General features: G+C 35.0%; 31 protein-coding genes and 1 pseudogene. 21 read left to right on the plus strand and 11 right to left on the minus strand.

The genetic code is table 11. The features are described from left to right. Window positions 1-38 precede the first annotated feature (38 nt). The 5 genes from CWR48_RS05930 (at window position 39) to CWR48_RS05950 (ending at window position 3,719) form a co-directional block, all read left to right on the plus strand. Window positions 39-587: an RNA polymerase sigma factor gene (locus tag CWR48_RS05930; RefSeq protein WP_115772297.1), complete on the plus strand. Its 549-nt coding sequence runs from the start codon at window positions 39-41 to the stop codon at window positions 585-587. Continuing rightward, entirely contained in the window at window positions 584-1,042 is a 459-nt protein-coding gene (locus CWR48_RS05935; RefSeq protein ID WP_115772299.1) for an anti-sigma factor family protein, read from the plus strand. Before CWR48_RS05930 ends, CWR48_RS05935 begins: the two co-directional genes overlap by 4 nt. Then, a complete protein-coding gene (locus CWR48_RS05940; RefSeq protein ID WP_115772301.1) occupies window positions 1,042-2,115 on the plus strand; it encodes a hypothetical protein in 1,074 nt (357 codons plus the stop codon). Before CWR48_RS05935 ends, CWR48_RS05940 begins: the two co-directional genes overlap by 1 nt. Further along, window positions 2,112-3,011 (plus strand): hypothetical protein, encoded by a 900-nt coding sequence (locus CWR48_RS05945; RefSeq protein ID WP_115772303.1) that lies wholly within the window; start codon window positions 2,112-2,114, stop codon window positions 3,009-3,011. The genes CWR48_RS05940 and CWR48_RS05945 overlap by 4 nt, the downstream gene beginning before the upstream one ends. Before the next feature lie 132 nt (window positions 3,012-3,143). Beyond that, a complete protein-coding gene (locus tag CWR48_RS05950) occupies window positions 3,144-3,719 on the plus strand; it encodes a DUF6434 domain-containing protein (protein ID WP_115772305.1) in 576 nt (191 codons plus the stop codon). A 126-nt stretch (window positions 3,720-3,845) separates the two neighbouring features. Here CWR48_RS05950 and CWR48_RS05955 read toward each other — a convergent pair whose 3' ends face one another. Further along, window positions 3,846-4,304, minus strand: coding sequence for a CBS domain-containing protein (locus CWR48_RS05955; protein ID WP_115772307.1), 459 nt, complete (start codon window positions 4,302-4,304; stop codon window positions 3,846-3,848). A gap of 186 nt (window positions 4,305-4,490) precedes the next feature. On the opposite strand from CWR48_RS05955, the gene rlmD reads away from it, so the two are divergent. Then, complete coding sequence (gene rlmD / locus CWR48_RS05960) at window positions 4,491-5,870, plus strand: 23S rRNA (uracil(1939)-C(5))-methyltransferase RlmD (RefSeq protein WP_115772309.1); 1,380 nt, start codon at window positions 4,491-4,493, stop codon at window positions 5,868-5,870. Between the two features lie 613 nt (window positions 5,871-6,483). Here the strand turns inward: rlmD and CWR48_RS05965 are convergent. The 4 genes from CWR48_RS05965 to CWR48_RS05980 form a co-directional block, all read right to left on the minus strand. Continuing rightward, window positions 6,484-7,392 carry a sensor histidine kinase gene (locus CWR48_RS05965; RefSeq protein ID WP_115772463.1) on the minus strand — a complete coding sequence of 303 codons (909 nt, stop codon included), beginning with the start codon at window positions 7,390-7,392 and terminating at the stop codon, window positions 6,484-6,486. A gap of 20 nt (window positions 7,393-7,412) precedes the next feature. Further along, window positions 7,413-8,162: an ABC transporter permease gene (locus CWR48_RS05970; protein WP_115772311.1), complete on the minus strand. Its 750-nt coding sequence runs from the start codon at window positions 8,160-8,162 to the stop codon at window positions 7,413-7,415. Beyond that, window positions 8,159-9,073, minus strand: a complete 915-nt coding sequence (locus tag CWR48_RS05975) for an ABC transporter ATP-binding protein (protein WP_115772313.1) — start codon at window positions 9,071-9,073, stop codon at window positions 8,159-8,161. Before CWR48_RS05975 ends, CWR48_RS05970 begins: the two co-directional genes overlap by 4 nt. Window positions 9,074-9,168: 95 nt before the next feature. Beyond that, window positions 9,169-9,849: a response regulator transcription factor gene (locus tag CWR48_RS05980; protein WP_115772315.1), complete on the minus strand. Its 681-nt coding sequence runs from the start codon at window positions 9,847-9,849 to the stop codon at window positions 9,169-9,171. 446 nt (window positions 9,850-10,295) lie between these two features. Between CWR48_RS05980 and CWR48_RS05985 the strand changes: the two genes are divergently transcribed. From CWR48_RS05985 to CWR48_RS06000, 4 genes are all read left to right on the plus strand, one after another. Beyond that, the gene (locus CWR48_RS05985; RefSeq protein WP_115772317.1) at window positions 10,296-10,658 is read left to right on the plus strand and encodes a PadR family transcriptional regulator; all 363 of its coding nucleotides are present in this window, start codon (window positions 10,296-10,298) and stop codon (window positions 10,656-10,658) included. Further along, a complete protein-coding gene (locus tag CWR48_RS05990) occupies window positions 10,619-11,389 on the plus strand; it encodes a VanZ family protein (protein WP_115772319.1) in 771 nt (256 codons plus the stop codon). The genes CWR48_RS05985 and CWR48_RS05990 overlap by 40 nt, the downstream gene beginning before the upstream one ends. A 62-nt stretch (window positions 11,390-11,451) precedes the next feature. Further along, on the plus strand, window positions 11,452-11,949 hold the full coding sequence (locus tag CWR48_RS05995) for a VanZ family protein (protein ID WP_115772321.1): 498 nt from the start codon (window positions 11,452-11,454) through the stop codon (window positions 11,947-11,949). Between the two features lie 154 nt (window positions 11,950-12,103). After that, on the plus strand, window positions 12,104-12,535 hold the full coding sequence (locus tag CWR48_RS06000) for an SRPBCC family protein (RefSeq protein WP_115772323.1): 432 nt from the start codon (window positions 12,104-12,106) through the stop codon (window positions 12,533-12,535). Window positions 12,536-12,641: 106 nt separating this feature from the next. Here CWR48_RS06000 and CWR48_RS06005 read toward each other — a convergent pair whose 3' ends face one another. The 5 genes from CWR48_RS06005 to CWR48_RS06025 form a co-directional block, all read right to left on the minus strand. After that, window positions 12,642-12,965 carry an ArsR/SmtB family transcription factor gene (locus CWR48_RS06005; RefSeq protein WP_115772325.1) on the minus strand — a complete coding sequence of 108 codons (324 nt, stop codon included), beginning with the start codon at window positions 12,963-12,965 and terminating at the stop codon, window positions 12,642-12,644. Further along, complete coding sequence (locus CWR48_RS06010) at window positions 12,966-13,391, minus strand: SRPBCC family protein (protein WP_115772327.1); 426 nt, start codon at window positions 13,389-13,391, stop codon at window positions 12,966-12,968. 85 nt (window positions 13,392-13,476) lie between these two features. Further along, the gene (locus CWR48_RS06015; protein ID WP_115772329.1) at window positions 13,477-13,716 is read right to left on the minus strand and encodes a hypothetical protein; all 240 of its coding nucleotides are present in this window, start codon (window positions 13,714-13,716) and stop codon (window positions 13,477-13,479) included. Between the two features lie 208 nt (window positions 13,717-13,924). After that, window positions 13,925-14,212 carry a type II toxin-antitoxin system RelB/DinJ family antitoxin gene (locus tag CWR48_RS06020; protein ID WP_115772331.1) on the minus strand — a complete coding sequence of 96 codons (288 nt, stop codon included), beginning with the start codon at window positions 14,210-14,212 and terminating at the stop codon, window positions 13,925-13,927. A 28-nt stretch (window positions 14,213-14,240) separates the two neighbouring features. Then, window positions 14,241-15,395 carry an FtsW/RodA/SpoVE family cell cycle protein gene (locus CWR48_RS06025; RefSeq protein WP_115772332.1) on the minus strand — a complete coding sequence of 385 codons (1,155 nt, stop codon included), beginning with the start codon at window positions 15,393-15,395 and terminating at the stop codon, window positions 14,241-14,243. 580 nt (window positions 15,396-15,975) lie between these two features. Here CWR48_RS06025 and CWR48_RS06030 point away from each other — a divergent pair. The 11 genes and pseudogenes from CWR48_RS06030 (at window position 15,976) to CWR48_RS06085 (ending at window position 24,510) form a co-directional block, all read left to right on the plus strand. Next, window positions 15,976-16,407 carry an SRPBCC domain-containing protein gene (locus tag CWR48_RS06030; protein ID WP_115772334.1) on the plus strand — a complete coding sequence of 144 codons (432 nt, stop codon included), beginning with the start codon at window positions 15,976-15,978 and terminating at the stop codon, window positions 16,405-16,407. A 1-nt stretch (window position 16,408) separates the two neighbouring features. Beyond that, window positions 16,409-16,582, plus strand: a complete 174-nt coding sequence (locus CWR48_RS20580) for a helix-turn-helix transcriptional regulator (RefSeq protein WP_211316719.1) — start codon at window positions 16,409-16,411, stop codon at window positions 16,580-16,582. 589 nt (window positions 16,583-17,171) lie between these two features. Next, window positions 17,172-18,125 (plus strand): tRNA dihydrouridine synthase, encoded by a 954-nt coding sequence (locus tag CWR48_RS06045; RefSeq protein WP_115772464.1) that lies wholly within the window; start codon window positions 17,172-17,174, stop codon window positions 18,123-18,125. Between the two features lie 358 nt (window positions 18,126-18,483). After that, complete coding sequence (locus CWR48_RS06050; RefSeq protein WP_245976734.1) at window positions 18,484-19,815, plus strand: sensor histidine kinase; 1,332 nt, start codon at window positions 18,484-18,486, stop codon at window positions 19,813-19,815. Window positions 19,816-20,017: 202 nt separating this feature from the next. Then, window positions 20,018-20,884, plus strand: a complete 867-nt coding sequence (locus tag CWR48_RS06055; RefSeq protein ID WP_115772338.1) for a hypothetical protein — start codon at window positions 20,018-20,020, stop codon at window positions 20,882-20,884. 112 nt (window positions 20,885-20,996) lie between these two features. Beyond that, window positions 20,997-21,521 (plus strand): P-loop nucleotide/nucleoside kinase family protein, encoded by a 525-nt coding sequence (locus tag CWR48_RS06060; RefSeq protein ID WP_115772465.1) that lies wholly within the window; start codon window positions 20,997-20,999, stop codon window positions 21,519-21,521. A gap of 70 nt (window positions 21,522-21,591) precedes the next feature. Beyond that, on the plus strand, window positions 21,592-22,173 hold the full coding sequence (locus tag CWR48_RS06065) for a nucleotidyltransferase family protein (RefSeq protein WP_115772340.1): 582 nt from the start codon (window positions 21,592-21,594) through the stop codon (window positions 22,171-22,173). A 112-nt stretch (window positions 22,174-22,285) separates the two neighbouring features. After that, window positions 22,286-22,828: a nucleoside/nucleotide kinase family protein gene (locus CWR48_RS06070; protein WP_115772341.1), complete on the plus strand. Its 543-nt coding sequence runs from the start codon at window positions 22,286-22,288 to the stop codon at window positions 22,826-22,828. A gap of 74 nt (window positions 22,829-22,902) precedes the next feature. Beyond that, window positions 22,903-23,286: a DUF4181 domain-containing protein gene (locus CWR48_RS06075; protein ID WP_115772342.1), complete on the plus strand. Its 384-nt coding sequence runs from the start codon at window positions 22,903-22,905 to the stop codon at window positions 23,284-23,286. Between the two features lie 45 nt (window positions 23,287-23,331). Further along, window positions 23,332-23,427, plus strand: a pseudogene (locus CWR48_RS20765) (GNAT family acetyltransferase); the annotation flags it as partial. 189 nt (window positions 23,428-23,616) lie between these two features. Further along, window positions 23,617-24,510, plus strand: coding sequence for an ABC transporter permease (locus CWR48_RS06085; protein ID WP_245976735.1), 894 nt, complete (start codon window positions 23,617-23,619; stop codon window positions 24,508-24,510). Between the two features lie 192 nt (window positions 24,511-24,702). Here CWR48_RS06085 and CWR48_RS06090 read toward each other — a convergent pair whose 3' ends face one another. After that, window positions 24,703-25,530: an STAS domain-containing protein gene (locus tag CWR48_RS06090; protein WP_115772343.1), complete on the minus strand. Its 828-nt coding sequence runs from the start codon at window positions 25,528-25,530 to the stop codon at window positions 24,703-24,705. Window positions 25,531-25,615 lie beyond the last annotated feature (85 nt).

Here is a 25,615-nt window from a genome sequence, read left to right on the forward strand (position 1 = left end):
GTCTATTATAATAGAGATGCCTGAAGGGGGGGTGAAGTGTGGATGAAACATTAATTGAAAAAGCGAAGAATGGTAATGATCATGCTTTCCGGCTGCTCGTTGAAAAGTATCGAGCACAAATCTACAAAAGTGTTTATCCTGTTTTGCGCAATCAAAAGGATGCAGAGGACGCGGCACAAGAAGTGTTTCTGAAAATCTATACTTCTCTCCCGAAGTATGAAAACCAAGGTTTTAAAACATGGATAACCAGAATAGCCGTGAATCATGCGATTGACATAAGGCGTAAAAAGGTAAGAAGACGTGAAGAGAGTGCAAACGATATGGAACCTATTGAGCACGAAGCTTCGCAAGTAGAAAAGAGTACGGAACAAACGATAATCGAAAAAGAGAGAAAACAATATATTAGAAGCCGATTAGAAGAACTTCCAGAATCGTATCGTGGAATTATCATTGGATTTTACATAATGGAAAAAACGTATCAGCAATTGGCCGAGGAGCAGCAGGTTCAAGTAAAAACGATTGAAACAAAACTATATCGTGCTAGAAAGTGGATGAAAAAACATTGGAAGGAGAATGATTTTTCATGAAACACATCCAATATGAAGAGTGGCTTTCCTATATAGAAGATACATTAGATGAAAAGACACGTGAGCACTATGAGAATCACCTCTATGATTGTGATGCATGTATGTCACTCTACCTAGAGGCAATCGAAGCAATGGAACAGAAAATCCCAGTGATGGCTACGAATGCAACCTTTACGGATGAAGTGATGCAGAAAATATCAGATGATCAAAAGCAAGAATCGAAAGTAAAAACGGCTAAATCGAGCTTTTATCAGAAAGCAATCGTGCATTATGTTGTTGCTGCAGCAATTACACTTTTCCTTATGTCGCAGGGGGCATTTTCACAGCTAATGAATGTAGTTACAGACTTTGAAGCATCTAATAAAAATGAAACGTCAATTTTTACAAACATGCTGGATCAATCTGCTTCGATTATCGATAAATTTGAAATGAAAACAGAGAAGGGTGAACAATAATGAATAAGAAAAATCCAATTATCGCGTTTTTACTGGCATTTTTCCCTGGTGGGGGATTGTTTTATTTAGGAAAAATACGGGGTATCTTTTATACGCTTACTGTGTTTGGATTGCCAATTATGGCATTAGCAATTCACAGTATTATTGGTAATTTCGAATTGCCATTTTTAATAATCGCTTTGGCATTCGGATTATATTTTATTAATTTTATCGATACCGCCGTAACAGCCTCACGCCTTTATCATTCTAAAGGCGATGTAGAAGAAGGAAGTATGACTCAAAATCCAGAGTCCGAGCGATTTTTTACAATAGTTTTATCCTTTGTTCCTGGGCTTGGGCATTTCCAATTAGGCTTGGTGAATCGTGGCCTTACGCTACTCGTTACATTTATTGGCTTAGCGGTAATGGTTGTCTTTGTTACTGCACTATCCAGCCGCAGTGAGTTTCTTTTATTTTTGGCATTTTTACCGATTATTTGGGTATATGGATTCTTCGATGTAATGCAACAATTAACAAAAAAACAAGCTGGTGAGGAATTGATGGATCGCTCGATTATGGAAGAATTCGAGATGCGCCAGGATGATGGGAAAAAGAGCAAGACGCTTGCAATATTATTATCGATTTTCCCAGGTGCTGGCCATCTTTATCTAGGACTGCAAAGAAGAGGGATTCAGTTAATGGCAGGCTTTCTCTTTTCTATTTACATACTCGATGTATTAAGGCTAAGTATTTTCTTATTCCTAATTCCAATCATCTGGTTTTATAGCTTCTTTGATGGGTTACAAAAAGCTTCAAGATATGGTAAAGAAGCAATTGAGGACATACCTGTTATTTCCTATTTTATCAATCATCAAAAGTGGGTCGGTATCGGCCTCGTATTGCTTGGGCTTTATTATATATTTGCAGATATGGTCATTCCAGCAATCACACCAGTTGTTGAACGGATGCTGAATTTTAATGTCCAACATTGGTTCTATAGTTATTTCCAAACAACGGTTGTTTGTCTGCTACTGATTGGCGGCGGAATTAAGCTTATCGCTGGCAATAAGCGAAAGAGGGAGGGTAAAGAATGAGAACATGGCGTGTTGGCAGTATTTCGATGGGGATTGCACTTCTTATGTTAGGCATCGTGCTCCTATTATCGCAAGTTCTTCATATAGAAGCAGTCACAATCCTGCTAACATGGTGGCCAATCATCTTAATTATTTTAGGTGGAGAGATTCTTCTATACCTCTTTTTGTCGAAACAGGAAAAGGCAAAGGTGAAGTACGACTTTATTAGTATTTTCTTTGTAGGTATCATTGGAATGGCTGGCATTGGCTTGACGATTCTTACAACGACAGGGATTCTTGATAAAGTGAATAACTGGGCAAATATCGAAACAAAAACATTGCATCTCCCTGAATATGCAGCGGCAATTGATGAAGAAATCTCAAGAATTGTTGTCAATACGGGAAATCACGCTGTTACGTTTGAAGATAGTCAGCCAGATAATGTGAACATATTTGGTTCCTATCGCACGCAAATACTAGATAAAGAGGCGACGATCAAATCACAGGATGATTATTTAGTTATAAAAGAGCAAGGGGATACATTATATATCGATTTTAAGGAGGTATACAGCCTTCCGCAGCCATTTAATGACCCGGTACATTTATCTGCTACGATTCTAATTCCATCAGATCTGCAATTGGAGGTAACTGGCAATTATAATTCTATTAATTTAAAGCCAAGAAATATCACGAAAGCATGGATCGTCAATCACGTTGCCGATGTAAATATGCTTATTGGTCAGGATGCAAATGTGCTGATTGAAGCAAATGATGTTTACGAATTAAATGGGGATGACTGGGAGAATCGTTCTTCCAAGCAAGATGATGCACTGCATTCAGGTACGATGAAAATTGGCGAAGGGAAAGCTACCCTTTCGATTACTGATGCAGAGGGTGTATCAGTATCTGTGCCGTAGTCTTAATGGATTTTTAAATGAGAATGTAGGGAGCAGTATTGCTCTCTATTTTTTTTCTTTTTTTTTTTGACTATATTTTTGATAAACGCAAACATTTGTTCTATAATAGTGATAAATATTAGGGGGGAGACAATGCAGTCAAATCTAACAAAAAATATAAGTATAGATAAATTTAGAGACTTTTACTGGCTAAAAGAAGAGCTGCAATCATTTTGCAGAGAAAATGGAATTAGTGCGTCAGGTTCTAAATTAGAGATTGCCGATAGGATTGAAGTCTATCTTCTTACAGGTGAAATAAAAAATCCTTCCAGAAAAGCGGCGAGGGCCGGAAAAACAGGGAAGCAAACAGAACTAAGCCTTGATACAGTTATTACGGAGAACCACCGCTGCAGTCAGGAGGTACGGGCCTTTTTCCAGTCGGTTATTCCTAAATTTCATTTTTCTACTTATATTCAAGATTACTTTAAGAATAATACTGGAAAAACATACAGAGATGCAGTAGATGCTTGGTATGAAGAGGAGAAGCGCAAAAAGGATCCTACTTACAAGAAGAAAATTGCTCCCCAATTTGAGTACAATCAATTTATTCGTGATTTTTTCGCTGACTCGAAAAATATAGGGAAGAATCGTGAGGAAGCAATTTCTGCTTGGAAAGAGATTAAACAGCTTCCTGGGAGTAATAAATATAACCCTGATAAGAATCTGTAGATGATATTTTAGTTTAGTATCTTGATAGAGGAGAATCAGAGCCTTTTCCTAATAAATTCCACGAACCTTTAGCAGAGAAATCTTCTGCTAAAGGAAAGGGCAAGAAAATTATCCTTAGGGGCTGACTTAAAGTGAAATCATTTTCTGAGAAATATTAAATATTAAATCACCACGGCTGATTACACCAATAACTCGTCCAGCTTCATTCACGACAGGGAGCTTCTTGTAGTGATGCTGCGATAAAAGACGAATCGTCTTTTCGAATTCTTCATCAGGCGATACCTTTAAAATAAATCGCTTCGTCATGATTTTCTTTACAGGTGCATCTAAATTATGTTCTAATACATCCTCAATTGTTTCAGCTTCTACATACATAGCGTTGTATAAATTGATCAATTGTAATGGTTTTGGCGCGAGAAATCTTAATATATCACCATCAGATACCATACCAACTAGGTTGCCTTGGTCATCGACTACAGGTAAACCACCAATTCGATTGTCCACCATGATGGATAGTAATTCCTTTATCGTAGCGGTTGCCTTCACGGTAATAACGTCTGTTATCATAAAATCACGAACTTGCATATCATTTTCCTCCTTTTGAAATGGAAAATCCTTTACAGTTTAATTATACTACAATATTATTTTTAAACTGTGGAAAGTGCATACAATAATATTCAGAGTTGCAAGGAGCTAATAAAAATGATTTAGCAGTTCAAAATATGATAAGATAATAATCACAAATAATGTTCGTAAAAGGAAGATATATATATGGCTAAACAAGCAACACCAGTGAAAAAGAACGAAATAATTACACTTACATTTGAGGATTTAACACATGAAGGAAATGGCGTAGGAAAAATTAACGGCTATCCTTTATTTGTACCGAATGCATTACCAGGTGAAATTGGTACGGTTAAGATTGTAAAAACAAATAAAAACTTTGGTTTTGGTAAATTACTCGAATTGACGAAGCAAAGTCCAGAACGTGTAGAGCCAAGCTGCCATGTTCATTGTGGCGGATGTCAGCTGCAGCATATGAGTTATAAACTACAGCTTGAAATGAAACAAAATCAAGTGAAAAATGTGATGAAGAAAGTGGCGCATCTCGAGCATGTTCCGGTACATCCAATCATTGGAATGGAAAGCCCGCTTCATTATCGGAATAAAGTACAAATTCCAGTTGGCGAAAAAAATGGCGAGCTAATTACAGGATTTTATCAAAAACGCAGTCATCGTATTCTTGAAAATATGGACACCTGCAGTATTCAAGCTGAAACGATTAACGAAATTGTCCCAGCAGCTAGAGAAATCGCTAATAGAATTGGGATTAAAGCGTATAATGAGGAAAACCATCGCGGAGAATTACGCCATATTATGGTGAGAAAAGGCTTTGCAACGAATGAAGTTATGGTCGTGTTCGTGACACGTACAGATAAGCTAACAAATAAGGATGTACTAATCCATGAGTTAACTGAAAAGTTCCCAGAGATAAAATCAATTGTACAAAATGTGAATGATAAGCGCACAAGCGTCATTTTAGGTGAGAAGACCAAGGTATTATGGGGCGAGCAATATATTTACGATAAAATTGGCGACATTACATTTGCTATCTCTGCTAAGTCATTTTATCAAGTGAATCCAGTACAAACAAAGGTACTTTATGATAAGGCGTTAGAGTATGCAAAGATTGATAGTAGTGATGTGGTTGTCGATGCTTATTGTGGTATCGGTACAATTTCGTTATTTTTAGCTCAAAAGGCAAAAAAAGTTTATGGCGTAGAAATAGTTCCAGAAGCAATCAGCGATGCGAAAATGAATGCCAAATTGAATGGCATCGACAATGCAGAATTCTTTGTTGGTGAAGCCGAGAAAGTAATGCCATGGTGGAAAGCACAAGGACTAAGCCCAGACGTTATTGTTGTTGATCCACCAAGAAAAGGCTGTGAACCAGAATTCCTGCAAGCGATGATTGAAACAGAACCGAAGCGAATTGTATATGTTTCTTGTAATCCATCAACATTAGCAAGGGATCTTAGAATTCTGGAAGATGGCGGTTATGAGACGAAAGAAGTGCAGCCGGTGGACATGTTTCCTCAGACGCCGCATGTTGAGGCGGTTTGTTGGTTGGAGAGGAAAGTGTCTAACTAAAATAAACATCACCGAACCAAAATAAACATTACCGATTCAGACCCCGATTTCGTGAAAATAAACATTTCCGATTTCAGGGTCTTTTTCATGCCCAGTCCTTGTCCTGTCTCGGTTTCTCGGTGTTTCCCATATGCAACAAATTGAGAGAACTTTATTCCAACTCTCGAAAAAGCGGTGATAAAACAGGTGAAAAAGCGGCGAAAAACAGCCATTTTTGTACCAAAAAAGTGTGAAAATGGGGGTTCCGTAGGTAAACTTTATTTTAACTCGGACGGTGGAATGCGGGTTTGAGGTAGGGGGTTTGGGAGATGTTTATTTTGGTTGTACAGAAAGTGTCTAACTAATTTAAACATCACCTAAACATAATATACATTACCGATTCCGACCCTGATTTCGTGAAAATAAACATTTCCGATTTCAGGGTCTTTTTCTTTCAATTCTTGTCCTACCTATCTGTTCTCGGTTTTCTATTCCCTCTATTATGGCAAAACTTTATTCCAACTCAAAAAAAGTCCTTTTCGAACTGAAAAGTGTGGATAATGGAGGGGCAATGCAATACTTCATCAACCCATTCCGTCATATCATTACACCTTTACTACCTAATTTCCCCAGACTAATCCCATTTCTTAAACGATACGTCAATCCTAAATTCATTTTCATGAACATCGGCAACTACTTTACCTCCCTGTTTGTTGATAAGCTGCCTGACAATATGCAGGCCTAATCCAAGGTGCCCACTAGTTCGGCTGGTATCCAATCTAAATGTTCGATCAAAAATTCGATCGATTTCAGTACGATCAAATGCATCAACATCATTTATTGCACTTAACCGGACATATTCTTCTTCTTCAATTAAGTTAATTGTGAAATAGCTTTTGGCATACCGCAGGGCATTTTGAATAATGTTTATCACAATTCGATTTGTTGCCTTCTTGTCAGCTAAAATAGGACATACCACAACTTCATTTACGTGTACCTTTAACTGGCTGTTCTCAAAGTCATCGTAGAACATTAGCATAGCCTCTATGACAGTTTGATCTAAAAACTGCTGCTCCATGATCAATTGCTTGTCCGAGGAGTCAATTTGTGAGAGTTCATAGAACAAATCGACAATCATTGTGAGATTGTCAATCTTTTTTTGAATAACAGCTAGAAACTCTTTCTTTTCTGTTTCAGATAAAGATGGATCGGTTAACAATTCCGAAAATCCTTTAATTGATGTTAAAGGCGTTCTCAAATCATGAGAGATATTTGCTATTTCTTGCTTTAGTTCCTTTTCTCTCTTTTGAGTATACTGCTGATCTTGCTTGAATAAATGAATGAGCTGATTGATTTTGGCAGCAAACCGAATGAGGCTTTTACTATGTGTATTTGTACGAACCAATTCATTTGTACCGAAATTTTCTATGATTTCCTCTAATTGGTTCGTCATCTTTCTAATATCCCAATGCAAAAGCAGAAGCATCCCGATATTAATAATTAGCAGTAAAATCAAAGTAATGATTATCAACCAGCTACTCACTTCCATTCATCCCTTCTCCATCAGTCAATATTTAGCTTAGCGAACTTTCTCGCCCCTATTAGTAAAGAAACGATCGAAATAACGATGCCAGTAACCCAGTAATTATAATTGAATTGAGCCGCCTGGTCGAAAAAGCTCATTAAATTCTCATTTAATAGTGTACTTGGTGCATATTTATATAGCTCATTAAACCCTGTAATCGGGCGGAATAGTATCCGTAACAAGTCACCGGAAAATATAAAAAGGAAGAGTAACATGATAATGATATAGATTTCACTAATCCTTAACATTCTCAGCACATGAATGATAAAAAATCCACTAAGCACAATCGGCACCATGTTAACACTAGCTATCAAGAAATTCTTTACTGACTGTTTCTCGCTAGCCAAAATGCTCTCACCCAATACAATCATTAAAAGTAGTCCGACTACACATATCAACAGATAATAACTTAAAGTAAGGATTAATTTTGACCAAAAGATGGTATTCCGAGAAACACCAAAAGATACAGATTGTTTGATTAGAGACGTATCTTTTCCAGTGAGGGCCAAATTAAAGAGAAAGCCTACAATTATAATTAGTACACCACTACCAATTATGTTCGAATAAAGAAACATACTAGTTGCATAGGGAAAATTCGGGTCTTGCTGTTGAGAATAATGCAATACAACTGCTGCTACAACAATTAATAATAAACAAATCACACTCGTAATATACAGATTTTTTTTGTGCAGTAAACGATAATTTTCGCTTTTTATATAATTAATCATTTTTCATTCCCCTCCACTAATTCCAAGAAGTACTCTTCTAAATTCAGTGCTTCCATACGAAACTCCATCACTAACACACCGTTGTCGATTAAGAGGCGGTTGATTTCGCCACCTGCTTCTACATGATTTTGGATGGTTATTATATGATTAGGAAGGATTTTAAATTGAATATCGTTATATGCTCGTCCTAACAATTGTGCAGCTTTTGCTGTATCATCGACTTTAAGCTGAATTTGTTTCTTACTTTTTTCATCTAGGTCCTCTTTACTTAAATCATCGACAATTACACCATTTTTGATAAATACAAAACGTGTAGCTAGTAATTGTAGTTCAGTTAAAATATGACTAGAAACTAAAATCGTTATTTGTTTTTCTTGATTTAGTTTCAATAATAACTTACGAATTTCTATAATTCCTTTAGCATCTAAACCATTAATTGGTTCATCTAGCACTAAACAATCTGGACTGCTTAGCAGGCAAAGAGCAATTCCTAATCGTTGTTTCATTCCCATTGAGTAATCTTTAAACCGTTTCTTTTGTTGATTTGCTAAATCAACAATTTGCAAAACCTCATAAATGCGTTTCTTTTCAACAACGCCTCGTTGAATTCGGAAATACTCTAGGTTTTGAGTTGCAGTAAAATCCGGGAAAAACTCGGGTGTCTCTATCATGAAACCCATTCTTTTTCTGGATTGAGTCATCTCTTTACCTGACTTACCAAAAAAGTGAATGTCCCCTTCAGTTGGCATTAATTGTCCCGCAAGCATTTTAAAAAATGTCGATTTGCCAGCACCATTTTTACCAATTAATGCACAAATTTCTCCTTTCCTTAATGAGAAATCTAGGGGTTTAATGATTTCTACTTCTTTAAAGGTTTTTTTTAATTGATACGTTTGAATAATGGTATCCATTTTGTTGACTCCTTTACTAAATTTATTGATACATTTAGTTTAGCTCAGGTGCCTTTAATTTCCTTTAAACAAAACATAAAGAATTCATAAAGAAATTACTTCAGCATGAAGCCTACTCCCCATATTGTCTTTATGTACTCATCAGAAGTGATTTCGGCAATTTTTTTGCGTAGATTTGAGACATGAACACTAATAGTATTATCATCACCTAAGTAGGTGCCTTTCCAGATTCTTTCATAAATCTCCTTTTTGGAAAAAGCATGCTCTGGCTGACTCACAAATAAGGACAGAATATCAAATTCTGCATTCGTTAATTGTAACTCGCTGTTTTCTAAAGAAACAGATAGTTTTTCCGAATTGATTTTAAGTCCTCGCCATACTTTCTCCGCTGTTCGTAATGGATTTGCACTGGATTTTCGTAATTGGACTTCAACTCTAGCTACAACCTCTTCCTGATTAAAGGGCTTAGTTATATAATCGTCTGCTCCCATTTTCAACACTTGCACCTTATTTTCTATATCAATCTTGGCTGAAATCACAATAATTGGGATCATACTCTCTTCTCTGACCTGTTTTATTAATTCCTCCCCAGTTTTACCAGGTAACATCAGGTCTAATAAAATTAAATCGAACGTATTATTTTGCAGTTGTAACAGTCCTTCTGTACCAGAATATGCTACAACCGAATCCATACCTGATTTTGTTAAAATAAAGCTTAGTAGTTTACTAATCTCTTCATCATCTTCAATTACTAAAATTCTTTTACCTTCATTCATAATGATCACCCGTCTTTGAAAAACATTATCGTTTTACATTATTTCTATTGATTATTACTAATTATAGCTTATTTAGTTTGGACAAATGCTGATTCATTCGGTATTAAATGTTGACTGAATCATTTTGGGGAAGGAAAAAATGATACGACTCCATGATTAATTAGGAAGCTGTTACGATTTTCCATTATCATTTTGTAATATTATAAGGAATATGAAGTGATGAGGCCAGTACCTATATTTATGTAAATTCCCATATGCTTATCCTTTTATAGAATCTGATTGTGTTTAAGTTATAAAGCCATTGTTGGTTACAAGATGTAAACAGTTACGTAACCTGAAATGGTTGCTAATCAAAATTTAGATGTTATTATTATTTTTAACCCTAGTAATACGATGTACTATGGTGTACGATGTAAACAGGATTAGTTTGAAAATGAGGTGGATTTATGGATAAAGAGATAATGAAAGGCAGTATAGATATTTTGCTTTTATCCCTTCTAAATAAAAGGGAAATGTACGGTTATGAAATTGTAAAAAAGTTAAAGGAAAATAGTAATGAACTATACAATATGAGTGAAGGAACACTATATCCCGCTTTGAAGCGTTTAGAAAATAAAGAATGGCTTCAATCATATTGGGGAAGTTCAGAGAGTGGGGGGAGAAGGAAATACTATAGGATTACCCAAGGCGGAAAGAAAGAGTTAAATAAAAAATTAAAAGAATGGAATCAAATTAGCAATTTAATTAAAGTATGTTCGGAGGGAATGGCTTGGATAAAAAAATCGAAACCTATATTAATCAAATTGTGAGTCAGTTAAATTGTGACGAGGATGAAAAAAGAGAGATCATTGATGAAATGCAAGATCACCTAACCTTATTGAAAAATGAATATTTAGACCAGGGTTTTACAGATGAAGAAGCTACACAAAAGGCATTGGCGAGTTTCGGAGAACAAGAACCATTGACAAAGGGTTTACAGGAATCACTGTATCCATTCTTTAAGGTATCTAAGAAGGATACATGGATATTATTTAGTCTATACTCATTTATCATTCTATTTATGTTGCTGTTTCAACGAATCATTATTCGAATGACTGATTATTACATAAATGGAATTACATATAACAGATATATTTTATCTCCACTCGATTCAGAAGGGTTGTTTGATTTTTTAAAGTACAATTCGAATATCATTCCATTTAAAAATACAATTGGATATTTGACTGGATATCACCATTTTAATATGGACATAATCATCAATAACACTTTAGGAAACATTTTAATTTTCCTGCCGTTGGGAATTTTTCTTCCATTGCTAACTAAAAAATACAGTAGATTTACGAAAGTAATTGTTGTTTCAACAGTTATCAGCTTTACAATTGAAGTTTTACAGATTGCTTTAAAAATTGGTCGATTTGATATTGATGATGTCATTTTGAATGTTATTGGCAGCATCACTGGTTTCTTGCTTTTAAAAATGATAAAAAGTGTTATAACCTTTTATCGAAAATTACAAATTGATTCTCATGAAATTAAATAAGGACAATTTAACTGCTCCTTTTAAGATACATAGAATGGTTGGAAATTGGGGAGATATTGCTTATGAAAATTGTAATAAAAGTAGGGTTAACAATTGCATTATGTCTATATTTGTTAGTGCTTTCAAAACTAATTCTATTCAAATACCTTACGATTCAAGACATCATAAGCCAATTAACTTTTAGTTTTGATGGTTATTACTGGAATAGCTATAACTTTATTCCTTTTAAGACGATAACGTATTATTTGTTTTTGGCAAATGATATAAATTTCAACATACGGGTTGAAAATCTAACTGGAAATATCATCGGGTTTATACCATTTGGATTTATTCTTCCGTTATTGTTAAGTAAATTTCAAAGCTTTAAAAAAGTTACAGTGGCAACGTTTTGTTTAAGTTTGGCATTCGAATTGCTTCAACTTATTTTTAGATTCGGAAGTTTTGATGTTGATGATCTGATTTTAAATACACTTGGTGGAATGATAGGATATATGCCAATTAAATTAGTTAGTATGTATATAAAACATAGATGGGGAGAACAAAAGAATGTAATGGATTAAATTATGAATTTAGGGTCCTCTTCCTGAAATCCCTTGTCCAATAAGGATATAGGCATAATAGTGAAACGAGACAATTTAGCTATATAGAAGACAAAAAATATAATCTGAACGAATAGAATACATTTAATTAAAAAAAGTCCGAGGAGAAAACTTTATGAACAATGTTACGAAAATGAAAATATTCAAGCCAGTTAATGAAGTGTTTGAAGCCTTCGTTGATCCTTCAGAAATAGGTAATTTTTGGTTTTCGTCGAGCTCTGAAAGATGGGAACAGGGTAAGACGATCACACTGCGATATGATGAATATGATGCAAAAGGCGATATAAAAATAAAGGAAATCGAGTTAAATAAGAAAATCGTATTTCACTGGGGTACAAATGGAGAAGGGCATAGGGTTACGCTTACCCTGGAGAAACTTGGTGATTTAGAAAGTATCATTGAAATCACTGAAGAAGGTTTTAATGAAAATGATGAAAATATCATAAGTCAGATGTTAGATAATAAAGAAGGTTGGGTCTATATGTTGACTTGTTTAAAAGGATATTTGGAATATGGTGCTAATTTGAGAGCTTCATTGATTCATTAGTCTTTAAAAAGAATCGCTTTTCTATTGATGCAACGCAGTGTATCTGAAAAAAGTATATTAAAAGAAAACTAAGATTGTTACCAAAGCACAATCTTAGTTTTCTTTACTAATTGTTATCCTCTTCCACAAATTTCTTAAGAGCAGACAGCTTATCCTCCCAATAATGTTCAAAAAATGTAAGCCAGTCCTGTATTTCTACTAATGGTTCTGGATTAAGTCTATAACGGGTTTCACGTCCAATCTTCTGGCTTATGACAAGACGTGAACTCGAAAGAATATGCAGGTGTTTATTTACTCCTGTGCGGCTTATTGGAAAGTTTTCCGCAATTTCAGCTATTGACATTTCCCTTTCTGCAAGTAATTTTAATATACTGCGTCGAGTGGGGTCGGAAATAGCTTGAAAAACATCGTGCTTAGAATGCTCAACCATTTAAGCCTCAATATAGGCTGGAAGTTTATCTTTTACAATTTTTTCCCAGCCACTATCCATATGTTCGCGAATGGCAGTGTGTGGTTGACCGAATTCGGTTGTTTCTTCTGCATACCAGCCAGAATGAATGAGGGTAAACTCTGTTTTGTTCGCTTCTAATTTTTTTAATTCAAAGGTAAGATGCCAATCCTTATCCCAGTCAAATCCCACTCGGTTAGGTGGGTCTAGTTCGGTTATTTTACAAGGGGAGTCACCATATTCACCAGCATGAAGAACAAATTCGTGTCCCAAAACAGGTTCAAAAGTGCTTCGCATCCACCATTCAGCAATACCTTCTGATGTTGAAACAGCCTTCCATACTTTTTCAATTGGAGCATTGAGGACAATTGTTTTACGAATATCTGGTAATTCTTCCTTTGTTTGCATAAATTCATACCTCCAAAAATAGTAACTTTACGCTTAATCTTGATAAACGCTTTAACAAAAAACTTGAAAAATATTTAGATATATCTTAATTAGTGCCGTGGTTTCCAGCAAATTGCTTTACAATTTCTTTTACTTCTTCTATTTTTTCTGGCTTTAATAAACTATTCATCTTAGGTAAAAATTGTTGAATGTCATTTTGAGTAAAAGTACCGCCTACTTGCTTCCTAAAGTTGGCTGTAAGTATTTCTCTTGCTTCATCTTTCTTATCCTCTTTTACTCTTTCCAAAATAAAATTTAAAAACTTTTCTTGGCCTTGATTATTCATTGATTCTTCCTCCTAAGAACTGATGTGACACTTTTAGGTGTTATTTTATTATAACACCTAAAAGTGTCATGTCAAATACCAAAAATTGAATTTAAATCTTCTTTTGTAAATATTTATTGAATATTATTTTTCGGAATGGAATTGCTTTACTAACCCGAAATGGCATAAGCTTTCAACATATTACTGAAAGTGCTACAGTATATTCGTCTTATTGCATATCGATTTGTGAAAGCTGATGTATCTGATCGCGTTTTCCATAAACAACTGCAGCTTCTAATGCATCCAATAAACTTAGTGTTGCATCCATTTCATCGAGTGCTATAGGTTTTGTTGGAATGGGTAGAGAGAATGGGAAGCTCTTTGTCATGATGATTTGTTTGTAAAGCATATTGATGACAACAGAAGCTGGTAAGCCCAATTGGGACATAATCTCTTCAGCCTTTTCTCTTATTTCCGGTTCAACACGAGCAATGACATTTGCAGTTTTAGCTACCATAAATCATTCCCCATCAATAGGAAACCTCCTATGAAAATAAATATTTTTTTGTTCGAAATGAGATGTTTAAAACGATACCTAATCCAAACATGGTAGCTAGTACGGAGCTTCCACCATAGCTCATAAGCAGAAGTGGGATTCCAGTTATCGGAAGTAATCCGGAAACCATTCCTATGTTTTGAAAAGTGTGAAACCCAATCATCCCAATCATTCCAATACAAATAATAATTTCAAAGGTTTCTTCTCCTTGTTTAATAGCAATCGTAACAATGCGGTATATAAGAAAGAAATAGAAAAATATGACCGTACACGCTCCAATAAAACCAAATGCTTCAGCGACTACTGTGAATATAAAATCAGAGTGTGCTTCAGGTATATAGACCTGGCCACCATAATATCCTTTTCCAGTAATCATTCCAGAACCAATAGCTAAGATCGACTTGCTAAGCTGGTACCCTATTCCTCCGTCGTATTCAAACGGATTCAACCAAGAATAAATCCGGTCTAATTGATATGTATCCACGAATAGAAGCAATGTGTTCGGACTATAAAGAAATAATAAGACAAGAATGGCAATGACCGTAATACCCATCCCTAAAAACCCAACCATTATTTTCCAATTGATACCTGATACAAAAACAATAGATATAGTAATCACGAGCATAACAAGCGATGTACCAAAATCATTCTGACGATATACCAAGAAAATGGGAATCATTGAAGCAAGAAAGATTTTCAGTAGGTATTTACCATCCTGAGAAATTCTTCCCATTCCAATTTTATCTCTATGGTTTTTCGTTATGTAAGCCAGCATTAAAATGAGGAAAATTTTCATGAATTCGGATGGTTGAATTTGGCCAATACCAGGAAATAAAATCCATGATTTTGCTCCATTTCTAATTGGTGCAATTGACTCAGGTGCAAATAGAACGAAAATTAGTAATAGGATTCCGAACACGTAAAGGAATGGTGTTAGTTTCCTTATTTGTTCCATATCAAACGCGAAAATAAAAAGGATAATGATCGTTCCTAGACAAAACCATATAATTTGGCTTAGTAGAAAGTTCTGTTCATATTGCTGATATTTCTGAGAGCTTGCTATAGCAATACAGCTTGAAAGAGCGAGTAATATAATAGAAAGCACCAGTTTTTCATCTAAATGACTTTCTATAAGTTTTTTCAAAAAATCACCTCTGTATCATAGTTCCTATTCTAAATTTATCATGTATTGTTGAAAAATTGAATCTAATTAATGTAAAATTTTGTAATAAATTCTGATTTTGTTTACCAACTTAATTTTATATCATTCTTCCAATAATATTGTTAATCAAAAATACAATAAAGATTGTTTGTTGTACTGGGGTTAATTCTTAGTTTTTTTAGTATCTACACTTAATTAAAGTAAACGTTCCCAATCCGAGGGTATTTCCGTTACTTTTCCGGATGACCCCTGATTATTTTTATCCCAATTTGGATAAAACTTAGTTGAATTCCGATCTTATTTTTCAACTCCAATCCTATGTCAAATGGTGGTTTTAATGGTCTTCTAATCCTTTCAAGTTATTTTCCACACGACATTGAATCGGTATGCTCTCCAATGTAAGACTTAGTTCAATGTTAGAGGAAAAACTTAGGGACAGGTCAGGGAAAGGTTAAGCTATAAAAACATTTATTTTCTCGGAATATCATGCAACTAATAAAATTGCACGTAGAATTGCGATGTGCTACTCTTTGGTTGCACAACAAACCAAGGAGGAATAGTTATGAATAATGATCGAATAGAGAGAGAGATTTTTATTGTGTCTACGATTCAAACAGTGTGGGATTTGGTAAGTCAACCAGCATGGTGGGTAGGTGATAACCCTGGTCCTGATAGTGTACAAATCGACGGGAATAGAGTAGTAGCGAAAACAAGGTTTGGTATATTCCCAGTATTAATTGAAAAAATGGATACACCTAATTACCTCGCCTGTCGATGGGCTAGTTCATTCCCAGGAGAGGAACCTCGAGAAGAGAATGCTACACTTGTTGAGTTTCAGTTGACTGAGAAAGATGGAGGAACCTTGCTTTGTGTTGTTGAAAGTGGCTTTTCTAGCATTGCCGTACCGGAGGATGAGCAACGTAAGTTCTTTGAAGGGAATGTCTATGGTTGGGTACAACAACTAGAAGTATTGCGAAAGCGTGCGGAGCAATAAAATGAACTCCGCATATAAGAACAATTTTGAGCAGGTTTTGATTGCATTAGCAGACCTAACTCGCCATCAATTGCTTGACCTCATTGCTGCAAGGGGACAAGCTACTGCATCGACATTAGCGACGACAGTGAACGTATCTCGTCAAGCAGTTGAAACATCTAACCGTTCTCAATAGAGCTGGTCTTGTTGTTTCTAATCGTATTGGACGGGAAGTAAGGTATAACAGTATGTCCAGATCAATTATCCGCAACAGCAGAGTGGCTAGTGGAACTGGCAAAGGATTGGGATAGACGATTGGAATGGATTAAGCTGAAAGCAGAATCCAATGAATAAAGAGAAACAAGGTATAGACTAAATCCAGTTCCCTTACAGGAAGTGAAAGATTGGTTATCCTTTTACTCGTAGGTCTCAGGCAGATGCATGTGATTTTTTTATTGCTTCCTAAGCAACAATGAAAAACCCACTACTTTTGAAAAAGCAGGGAGAGAAAAAAAACGGTCATTTTTGAACCGAAAGAGTGTTAAAATGGGTGTTCGACAGCAAACTTTTATTCTAACTGAACCAGTGGAATTTGGGCTTGAGCTGGCGATTTTTTGAAGACATTAGATTGAATGTACAGCAAGTGTATAGTTAAAATAAACATAATTCGTTTGAAAAAAAGTGCCTATACATGGTATAAGTGTAAAGGAAGCAGAGTAATCTTTGCTTTTTAATTTTGCATAGGCTTTGACCTGGGAACCACAATGAGAGGATTTGAATTTAAGATGACAGATAATTTTTGGCGTGATTTACCACGACCGTTTTTTATATTAGCACCAATGGAAGATGTGACAGATGTTGTTTTTCGTCATGTAGTAAGTGAGGCAGCAAGTCCTGATGTGTATTTTACTGAGTTTACAAACACGGTGAGTTATTGTCACCCAGAGGGGAAACAAAGTGTTCGTGGGCGTTTGACTTTTACAGAGGATGAACAACCGATTGTAGCCCATATATGGGGGGATAAGCCTGAACACTTTAGGGAAATGAGTATTGGAATGGCGAAACAAGGGTTTAAGGGTGTAGATATCAACATGGGATGTCCTGTACCTAATGTGGCAGCGAATGGGAGGGGAAGTGGCCTTATCCGTCGTCCTGAAGTTGCAGCAGATCTAATTCAAGCAGCGAAAGCAGGAGGATTGCCCGTAAGTGTAAAGACAAGGCTTGGTTACACGAGTGTAGATGAATGGCGCGACTGGCTCACACATATATTGCAACAAGATATTGCTAATCTTTCTATTCATTTACGTACAAGAAAAGAAATGAGCAAAGTAGATGCTCATTGGGATCTAATTCCTGAGATTAAGAAACTTCGTGATGAGGTGGCACCAGATACACTATTGACAATTAATGGGGATATCCCTGACCGTCAAACTGGTATGAAGCTTGTTCAGCAATACGGTGTTGATGGGGTTATGATTGGGCGAGGGATATTTAAAAATCCATTTGCCTTTGAAAAAGAGCCGAAAGATCATAGTAATAAGGAACTGCTTGATCTCTTAAGGTTGCAGCTCGATCTCTTTGATAAATATTCAAAACTGGACCCGCGTCCGTTCAGGCCGCTTCGTCGCTTTTTTAAGATATATGTTCGTGAGTTTCAAGGCGCAAGTGAATTAAGAAATCAATTGATGAGTACAGAGACAACAGATGAAGTGCGTGCATTGCTTGATGAGTTTGAGTGAAAATTTTATATTAAACAGTTAATCTGCTTGAATGAATACGGTATTGAACCGTATTCATTCAAGCCAATTTTTGCTTTATACTTTTAGTATTTGTAATTCTGCTCTCTCTTCTTGATTCTAAGAGATATCCACCTATATTCAACAAAAAATCTTATAACATCTATTGCCAATCCTCATTTTCCCTACAATAAGAATGTATCTTTATGCTATAATTTAAAAGGTGAAAATTCGCAATCAAGAGAGGTGAATTACTTCGCTTATTGGAATATTGATTATTACAATTGGTCTTATTCCTATTGTATTAGCTTTTGCTATTAGTCAAATTTTTAAAGGATCTAAACTGTCCAAAGGATTATTCATGGCGATGTGTTTACTAGCCGTTTGGCAATTTTACATAGGAGTTCTTTACTTTGAAGAGTCTTGGAATGAAGATGTTGTATTATTTCTTTTTCGTATGTTTCGCTTCGGTCCAATCTTTACTATACCTACTCTCTTTTATTTAATATCCATCATCATACAGAATGAACCAATGAAAAAGGATAACAATAGATGGATAGAAGGTATCTCTAAGTCTGTATTTAATAAAAGAAACTTCTACTTATTACTTGTTTGGAGTGTATTTGTTTATCTTGTTGATTGGACAACGTTAGGTATTGCTGGACTGGATATTGTTAGTGTAGGTTTTTCTTCTATTAACTTTTATTACCCAGTTTACGGTCCGCTAGGTTGGTTGTTTAAAATTCATTTGGGCAGCTTTGCGCTGATCTTAACAATGGCATTTATCATTCTGCCAAAGCTATTTCATTCGAATACAAAAAACTTTTTAATGCGGTTTTCTATATATGCAGTGTTTTTTTATACATTTGGTTTATTAAACTTTCACCCAGCGACGGGCATGATATCCGGCAGCATAGCAGTCATACTATTCTCAACGTTAATCATGTTGGAGTTTGTAAAGCTGAATACGAATATGAAGTTAAATTACCATGTGCTGATGGAAAGACAAAGAAAGTTAGACTATACAGGAAGCTTAACTGCCAGCTTAATACATGAGGTTAAAAACACCAATCAAATCATAAAAGGTTTTTCTAAAATGTTAAACAAGACAGACTCCATGACAGATAGAGAGAATGGTGCTTTAGGGATGATCATGAAGTCATCAGTGCATTTACAGAAACTTGCAGACAATTACCAAGAATATATGAGGGCGTCCAAAATAGCACTTATAGTAGATGATTTAGAGTCAGTTATTAACAATGCCATAGAACTATCGCAGGAAATTGCGAAAGAGCGTCATGTAGAAATTGAATTCATCAATCATTATAAACCACTAAAGGCTTTCATAAATAAAACCTATTTGGAACAGGTGTTTATTAATTTGATCAAAAATAGCGTGGAGGCTATTCCAGACAATAAGGAAATTAGGAAAATAACGATTAGTACAGAAGTTGTTGACAAGCGTATCTTCATTCATTTTTGTGATACTGGGAATGGGATACCTTTTGAAAATTGGGAAAGTGTCTTTAATCCCTTTATGTCTATTAAAGATAATGGGATGGGATTAGGACTTCCATTTGTTAAAAAGGTATTAATCGAACATTTGGGAAACATCAGCATTGTTGAAAGTACTGCTATGGGAACCTATTTTCGAATTGAATTACCACAGAACGGGTTGTTGAATTTGGAGTAACTGAAAAAAGGATCCGCTTAAATAAGCGCTGATCCTTTTTTCATGGGAACTAAAGTGATTTGGTTCACCCTAAAATGAAACCTAATTAATTATCAATCGTAAATAAAGTTAGAGTATTATTGTCATATCCAATAAGTTTTTCCTAAAATAACCCTTTAAGAGAACTAGAAAATATGACTTCACGTAAACAAGGGGTGGCAGAATGAGAAAACTCGGTGGAATAGTAATCATTATTTTTAGTTTGCTGCTGGCATTTAGCGGGGCTATATCCTTTCAAGAGGATATTATCTTTGCCAGCATAGTGTTTTGGCTGATTAGTCTTCCTCTTTATATTAGTGGTCAAATAATCAGAACCTCCAAGTCTGAATTTAAACATCGTGGAAAACATTGGGTATCAATCTACATATTTTTCTTTTTTATTCTTCCTTTATTATTCTATTTATATGAATTTTATAACCATCTTAAGGAAGATACATTTGTTAATGAACAATTTATCATTTATGAACCAGCATCAGGAATATTAGGAGATTTGTCTCTTGGTGTTTTTTTAATTCTTATCTCCCTGTTTGCTGGTCGATTTCTTAATCCTGGATTAAAAAGAAAAGGGTTATTAAATGCAATGATAATAGGGACTCTTATTTTCTTAGCTGGATTTAATTATTTCATATTCTCTGATTACAGGGGGATACACGAGGACAAGGGATTAGTATCAAGCAATTGGAAAGGTGAAGAGCAGATTATTTCCTATGAAGAGATTGCAAGCGTCCATGTGGAACCTTATGTTCATTATGCAAATTTATCCAGTAGATCCGATGAAACAAGATTTGTTTGGAAGGTTATCTTTCAATCTAACAGTCCAAAAAATGAAGTAGTTTACCATTTTTCAGGGATGTCAGAGTTCCGTTTAGAACAAACCATCGATTTGAGGAAAATAGCGATGGAAAACAATATACCTTTTATTATGGGTGACATGAGTCAGGAAACAGTGAAGTGGTTTGATCTTGATTTGGAATTGGAAGAACTTGATAAAGAGCGTTATTATGAGCTTTTTCAAGTGAATTATAAGTAATATCGATTGGCAGACGTGGAGTTAAATATTGTAATTATATTTTAGATGAATGTTAACTGCGAATATTGTGAGATTATTAATTTTAAATAACTTTAAAAGTGAGGTCCTAAACATGTTTTTTATTCAAATGTCTGGCTTCCCGGGCTCTGGAAAGTCCACCCTTTCCAGGGAAATTGCCAAGAAAACAGGTGCAATTATTGTTGATCATGATATTGCAAAATCTGCTTTACTACATACGATACAAGATATGCCAATGGATGCAAAATTAGCTGGCAAGATTTCATATAATATTGATTGGGCCTTAATCGAATTTCACTTATCACAGGGGCACAAGGTAATATTTGATAGTCCATGCCTTTATCAAGTGATGGTTGACAGAGGAATTGAGTTATCTAAAAAGTATAAAGTAAAATATAAGTACGTTGAGTGCCGCCTCCATGATTTCCATGAGATTAACTATAGATTAAAAAATCGGGAAAGAATGGTCAGTCAAATACAAGTGGTAAGTTCTGAAGAGGAATTTAAATATACCGTAGAAAATAGCAAAAAGCCAACGGATTATCAGTGTATGGTGGTAGATACAGGTAAGCCATTAGATAGTTACATTGATAAGGTTATAGATTACATAAATGGATGAGTAATCCTCCTTATTTAAGCAACATCTTTAAATCAATTTTCTTATATCATTAAAAGAGGGGGATTTTATCATGATGGATAAAGGAAAAATCATTACTCTTATTAAAGAGGATGAATGGATGATGGAAATATTGCTCGCAGCAAAATCATTGAACTTGCCTGATTGGTGGATATGTGCTGGATTTGTTCGTTCAAAAATATGGGATGTATTACATAATTTCAGTGAAAGAACACCACTTCCAGATATTGATGTAATTTATTTCGACTCTAAAAATATTGATGAAATAGAAGAAAAGAAATTTGAAGAAATGCTCATCAAAATTATGCCAAATATTCCTTGGTCTGTGAAGAATGAAGCAAGAATGCATATTAAGAGTAATATGCCCCCATACTCCTCTTCAGTTGATGCTATATCTAAGTTTCCAGAAACAGCAACAGCTTTAGGGGTTAAATTAGATAGCAAAAATAATGTGATATTAGTGGCTCCTTGTGGAATTAGCGATGTTATCAATTTAGAGGTTAAGCCTACTCCATTTTTTGCAGAGGATAAATTACGTGTGGAAATTTATGAAGATCGTATAGTGCAAAAGAATTGGAAATCGATCTGGAGTAATTTAAAAGTGGAACATATCAATACTTCTTCATTAATCTAAATCAACTGATTGAGTTTATTTTTACTATTAATAGAAAACGTTTACAATTATATAAATGGAAAAAGAACGAAAAAGATTTATTCAAGAGCAGTAGAAAGTAGGGGGAAATGTTATGGGAAATAAAAAGCCGCCAATAGTTATTTCCATTGCTGGAGTCTCTGGTGGTGGGAAAACAACTATCGCAAAGAGTTTAAATGAAAAATTACATAATTCCAAAATCCTGTATTTTGATGACTATGACTTTGAAGGACCTGACGACATAATAGAGTGGGTCGACAATGGGGCTAATTATGATCAGTGGAATTTGGAACCGTTAATTACAGACTTAGAAGTATTACTTGCGGAACCCTTAGACCACATTGTCCTTGATTTACCGTTTGCTTATAAACACGCTAAAATAAGTAAATTGATAGACTTCGCTGTTTATATTGACACCCCATTGGATATTGCGATGGCACGTCGGATAATAAGGGATTTCAAAAATTACTCTGGAGAAAGCATTTTGATTGAAATGGAAAACTACTTGTCGGCTGGAAGACGAGGCTATCTTGAAATGCTTAAGTCTATTAAACCAAATTCAGACATGATTGAGGATGGTTCCCAATCGGTATCTGAAATTACGGATAATATTTGTACAGCGATTCTAAGGCGATAAAACTGGTGTTGTTGCTGAATTGGCAATTATTTTACGGTGGTACTCACTAAAATATAATAAAAGGGGGGATATTTATGCTTCTCACGGCTTTGATTTTATGGGCGTTAGCATTTATTTTTATTCTTTTCGTATTAGGATTCCTGTTAGAAAACTGGTTTAATAGATTACTTGGTGTTGAAAAGAAAAAGATTTCAGAAACGCCAGGTAAAAAGTTTGAGAAATGGGGAAGGGGAATTTTCATACTTTTCTATGTATGTACTCTTCCGTTTATGATAAGGGAACCTAGTCTTCTGAAGTGGCTTTTGATACTGTATGCAGTTGTGGCATTGGGTTTTCAGTCTGTTTTGGAGTGGAAATACATAAAGAACTCCAAACAATATATCACTACACTTATTATTATGGTTTTAGTAATAATTATTATCTTTGGTGTTGAGTATCTTATTCAATCATTGCTTTGAAATTAGTTTTTTGAATGTAATGGTAATATTGGAGTGGAAGGTTCAATGATTTCCGAACTAACTAAGAATGACTTTGATAGATGTAAAAGTTTAATCAATCAGCGGGAACAAATAGAAGTGAAAGCTGTAATTGAAGGAATTTACATTTGCTTATCAAATGTATTGTATACTGTAAATATCCTACTGACATGCAGGAAAGTATCTTTCTAGGAGAATTACGATGAAATTAGATTGCTTGATTGTTGATGATGAAATTGCTTTAACTCATTCGAATCGGAACAATCAAATGTCTTGGTCAATGTTAAGCCAACTGCAGATACAAGAGAACTTTTGAGAAATATTGAACAAATGGACCATGTGAGGAAAGTAAATATTTTCGACTTGATTACAACAAAAATTGATGGCCAAACCGTATATACAAATGTTACAGATCGTTATGATGATTTAGAGAATGATATTGTGTATGAAGGTCGCCAGCCAAAGTATGAAAATGAAATATCCATTTCTTGGGTCGTGTCAAATCAAGTTAATAAAGGAATTGGTGATACGGTTGAAGTCGAATATGGCACGGAAACAAAGCGTTACTTGGTAACCGGTCTGAGTCAATCAATTGGAAATCTGGGCCAGGTAGCAGCACTAACAATGGAAGGAATTCAGCAATTACAATCAGACTATAAAGGGTCGACTCTTTATGTGTACCTAAATAATATTAAGAATAAAGACTTCATCAAAAGTATACAGGAGCAGTATGGAGATAATATCGATGAAACATTAGATATCGATGAAAATATTGAAAGTCAGACAGGTATGTATACAGCTGCAGTGTTTGCTGTTATGGTGATGGTTCTGACAATTACTGTTCTGGTCGTTGTGATGATACTGTATTTAATAATTAAAACGATGATTATTAAACGTAAGAAAGAGTTTGGTGTAATGAAAGCAATAGGCTATTCAACGATTCAACTGATGAACCAAATATCCATTAGTTTTCTGCCTGTAATAATGACAGGTGTTGCAATTGGTGGTGTGCTGGGTTATTTCTTCACTAATCCTATGCTTTCCGCCCTACTTTCAAGTGCAGGGGTAAAACGGTTAGATTTTATTATTCATTTACCAACTATCTTAATGCTTTGTGTGAGCATTATTATTTTAGCCTATATTGTGTCATTGCTCGTATCTCGAAGAATTAAGTCTATTTCTGCTTATGGATTGATTACGGAATAGTGCAGGTGATGAACTATTAGATTCCTGCTATAATGTAAGGGAGCTTGCGGCTCTTTATAGGGTTGACTTATACACAGTTATGAATAACCTTCCAGTCGGTTTTTTTATAAATCGCGAGGGAAGGTTATTTATCATTCAATATGATTTTTTGTTTATGATTTAAAGTGGAACGGACATTTTACTTAAATAGACTTAATTGTTAATTGCCAAATATTCATTTAAGGCCTGCTGCAAGTTTCCTTTTATTTCTGTATTTTCCCCAATGTCTACCCCTAAGTTAACCATTTTTTTCGCAAGTGTTGGTCTTAAGCCTGTCAGGATTGATTTTGAGCCCATCAACTTTATCTCAATTAACACTTTTTGAAAATGGGCAACTGTATTTTCGTCCATGTCGGTTATACCGGAAAGATCAATAATTAATGCGTTAATCCTTAATCTGGATATTTCACTTAAAGCCTTTTCCTCAATAATATCCATTCGATATGAATCAAACATACCAATCAATGGTAGAACGGCTATTGAAGAGCTAACGGGTATGATCGGAACCGTTAGATGTTCAACTAACATTCTTTGATTCATAATTAATTCATCTTTAAATTTAGAATAGCTAATGAAAAAGTTGTTTAAAAATTCATCAATACCGTCATTGATTACCTGTTCGAGTTCGTAAAAATCTTCAACGGATGCAGAGCTGTTGTTCAATTGATTATATTCACGCAGGAAGTGCCATAAAGTGCGTCTAATTGCATGTACCCATTCTAATTTGAGCGCCAAGGTTAATGAATGTCTTGCCCAAGAAATACCCTCTACTTCTGCAAATGCAATAAGGTTATCACGTTTATTTCCCAAAACGTAGAGCGCAATAGTTTCTGCATTTTTTAAAAGATCAATATTTCCTGCTTCTAGAATAGCATGAATTTTTGTAGCAACATTACTTGCCTCTGATAAAAGCTTAGCCTGAAACTCCTCTCTATTATTCAATATATATTTATCAATATCGCTTCTGCCTGCCAAGCTCATTTCCTCCTTTTGTGAGTTTTTTATCGGAAGTCCCGATAAGAATAATGTTATGTATATATATATTTTCATTCTATAGTAAGAAGAA

This window comes from Oceanobacillus arenosus (genome assembly GCF_003369575.1).
Classification (GTDB): Bacteria; Bacillota; Bacilli; order Bacillales; family Amphibacillaceae; genus Oceanobacillus; species Oceanobacillus arenosus.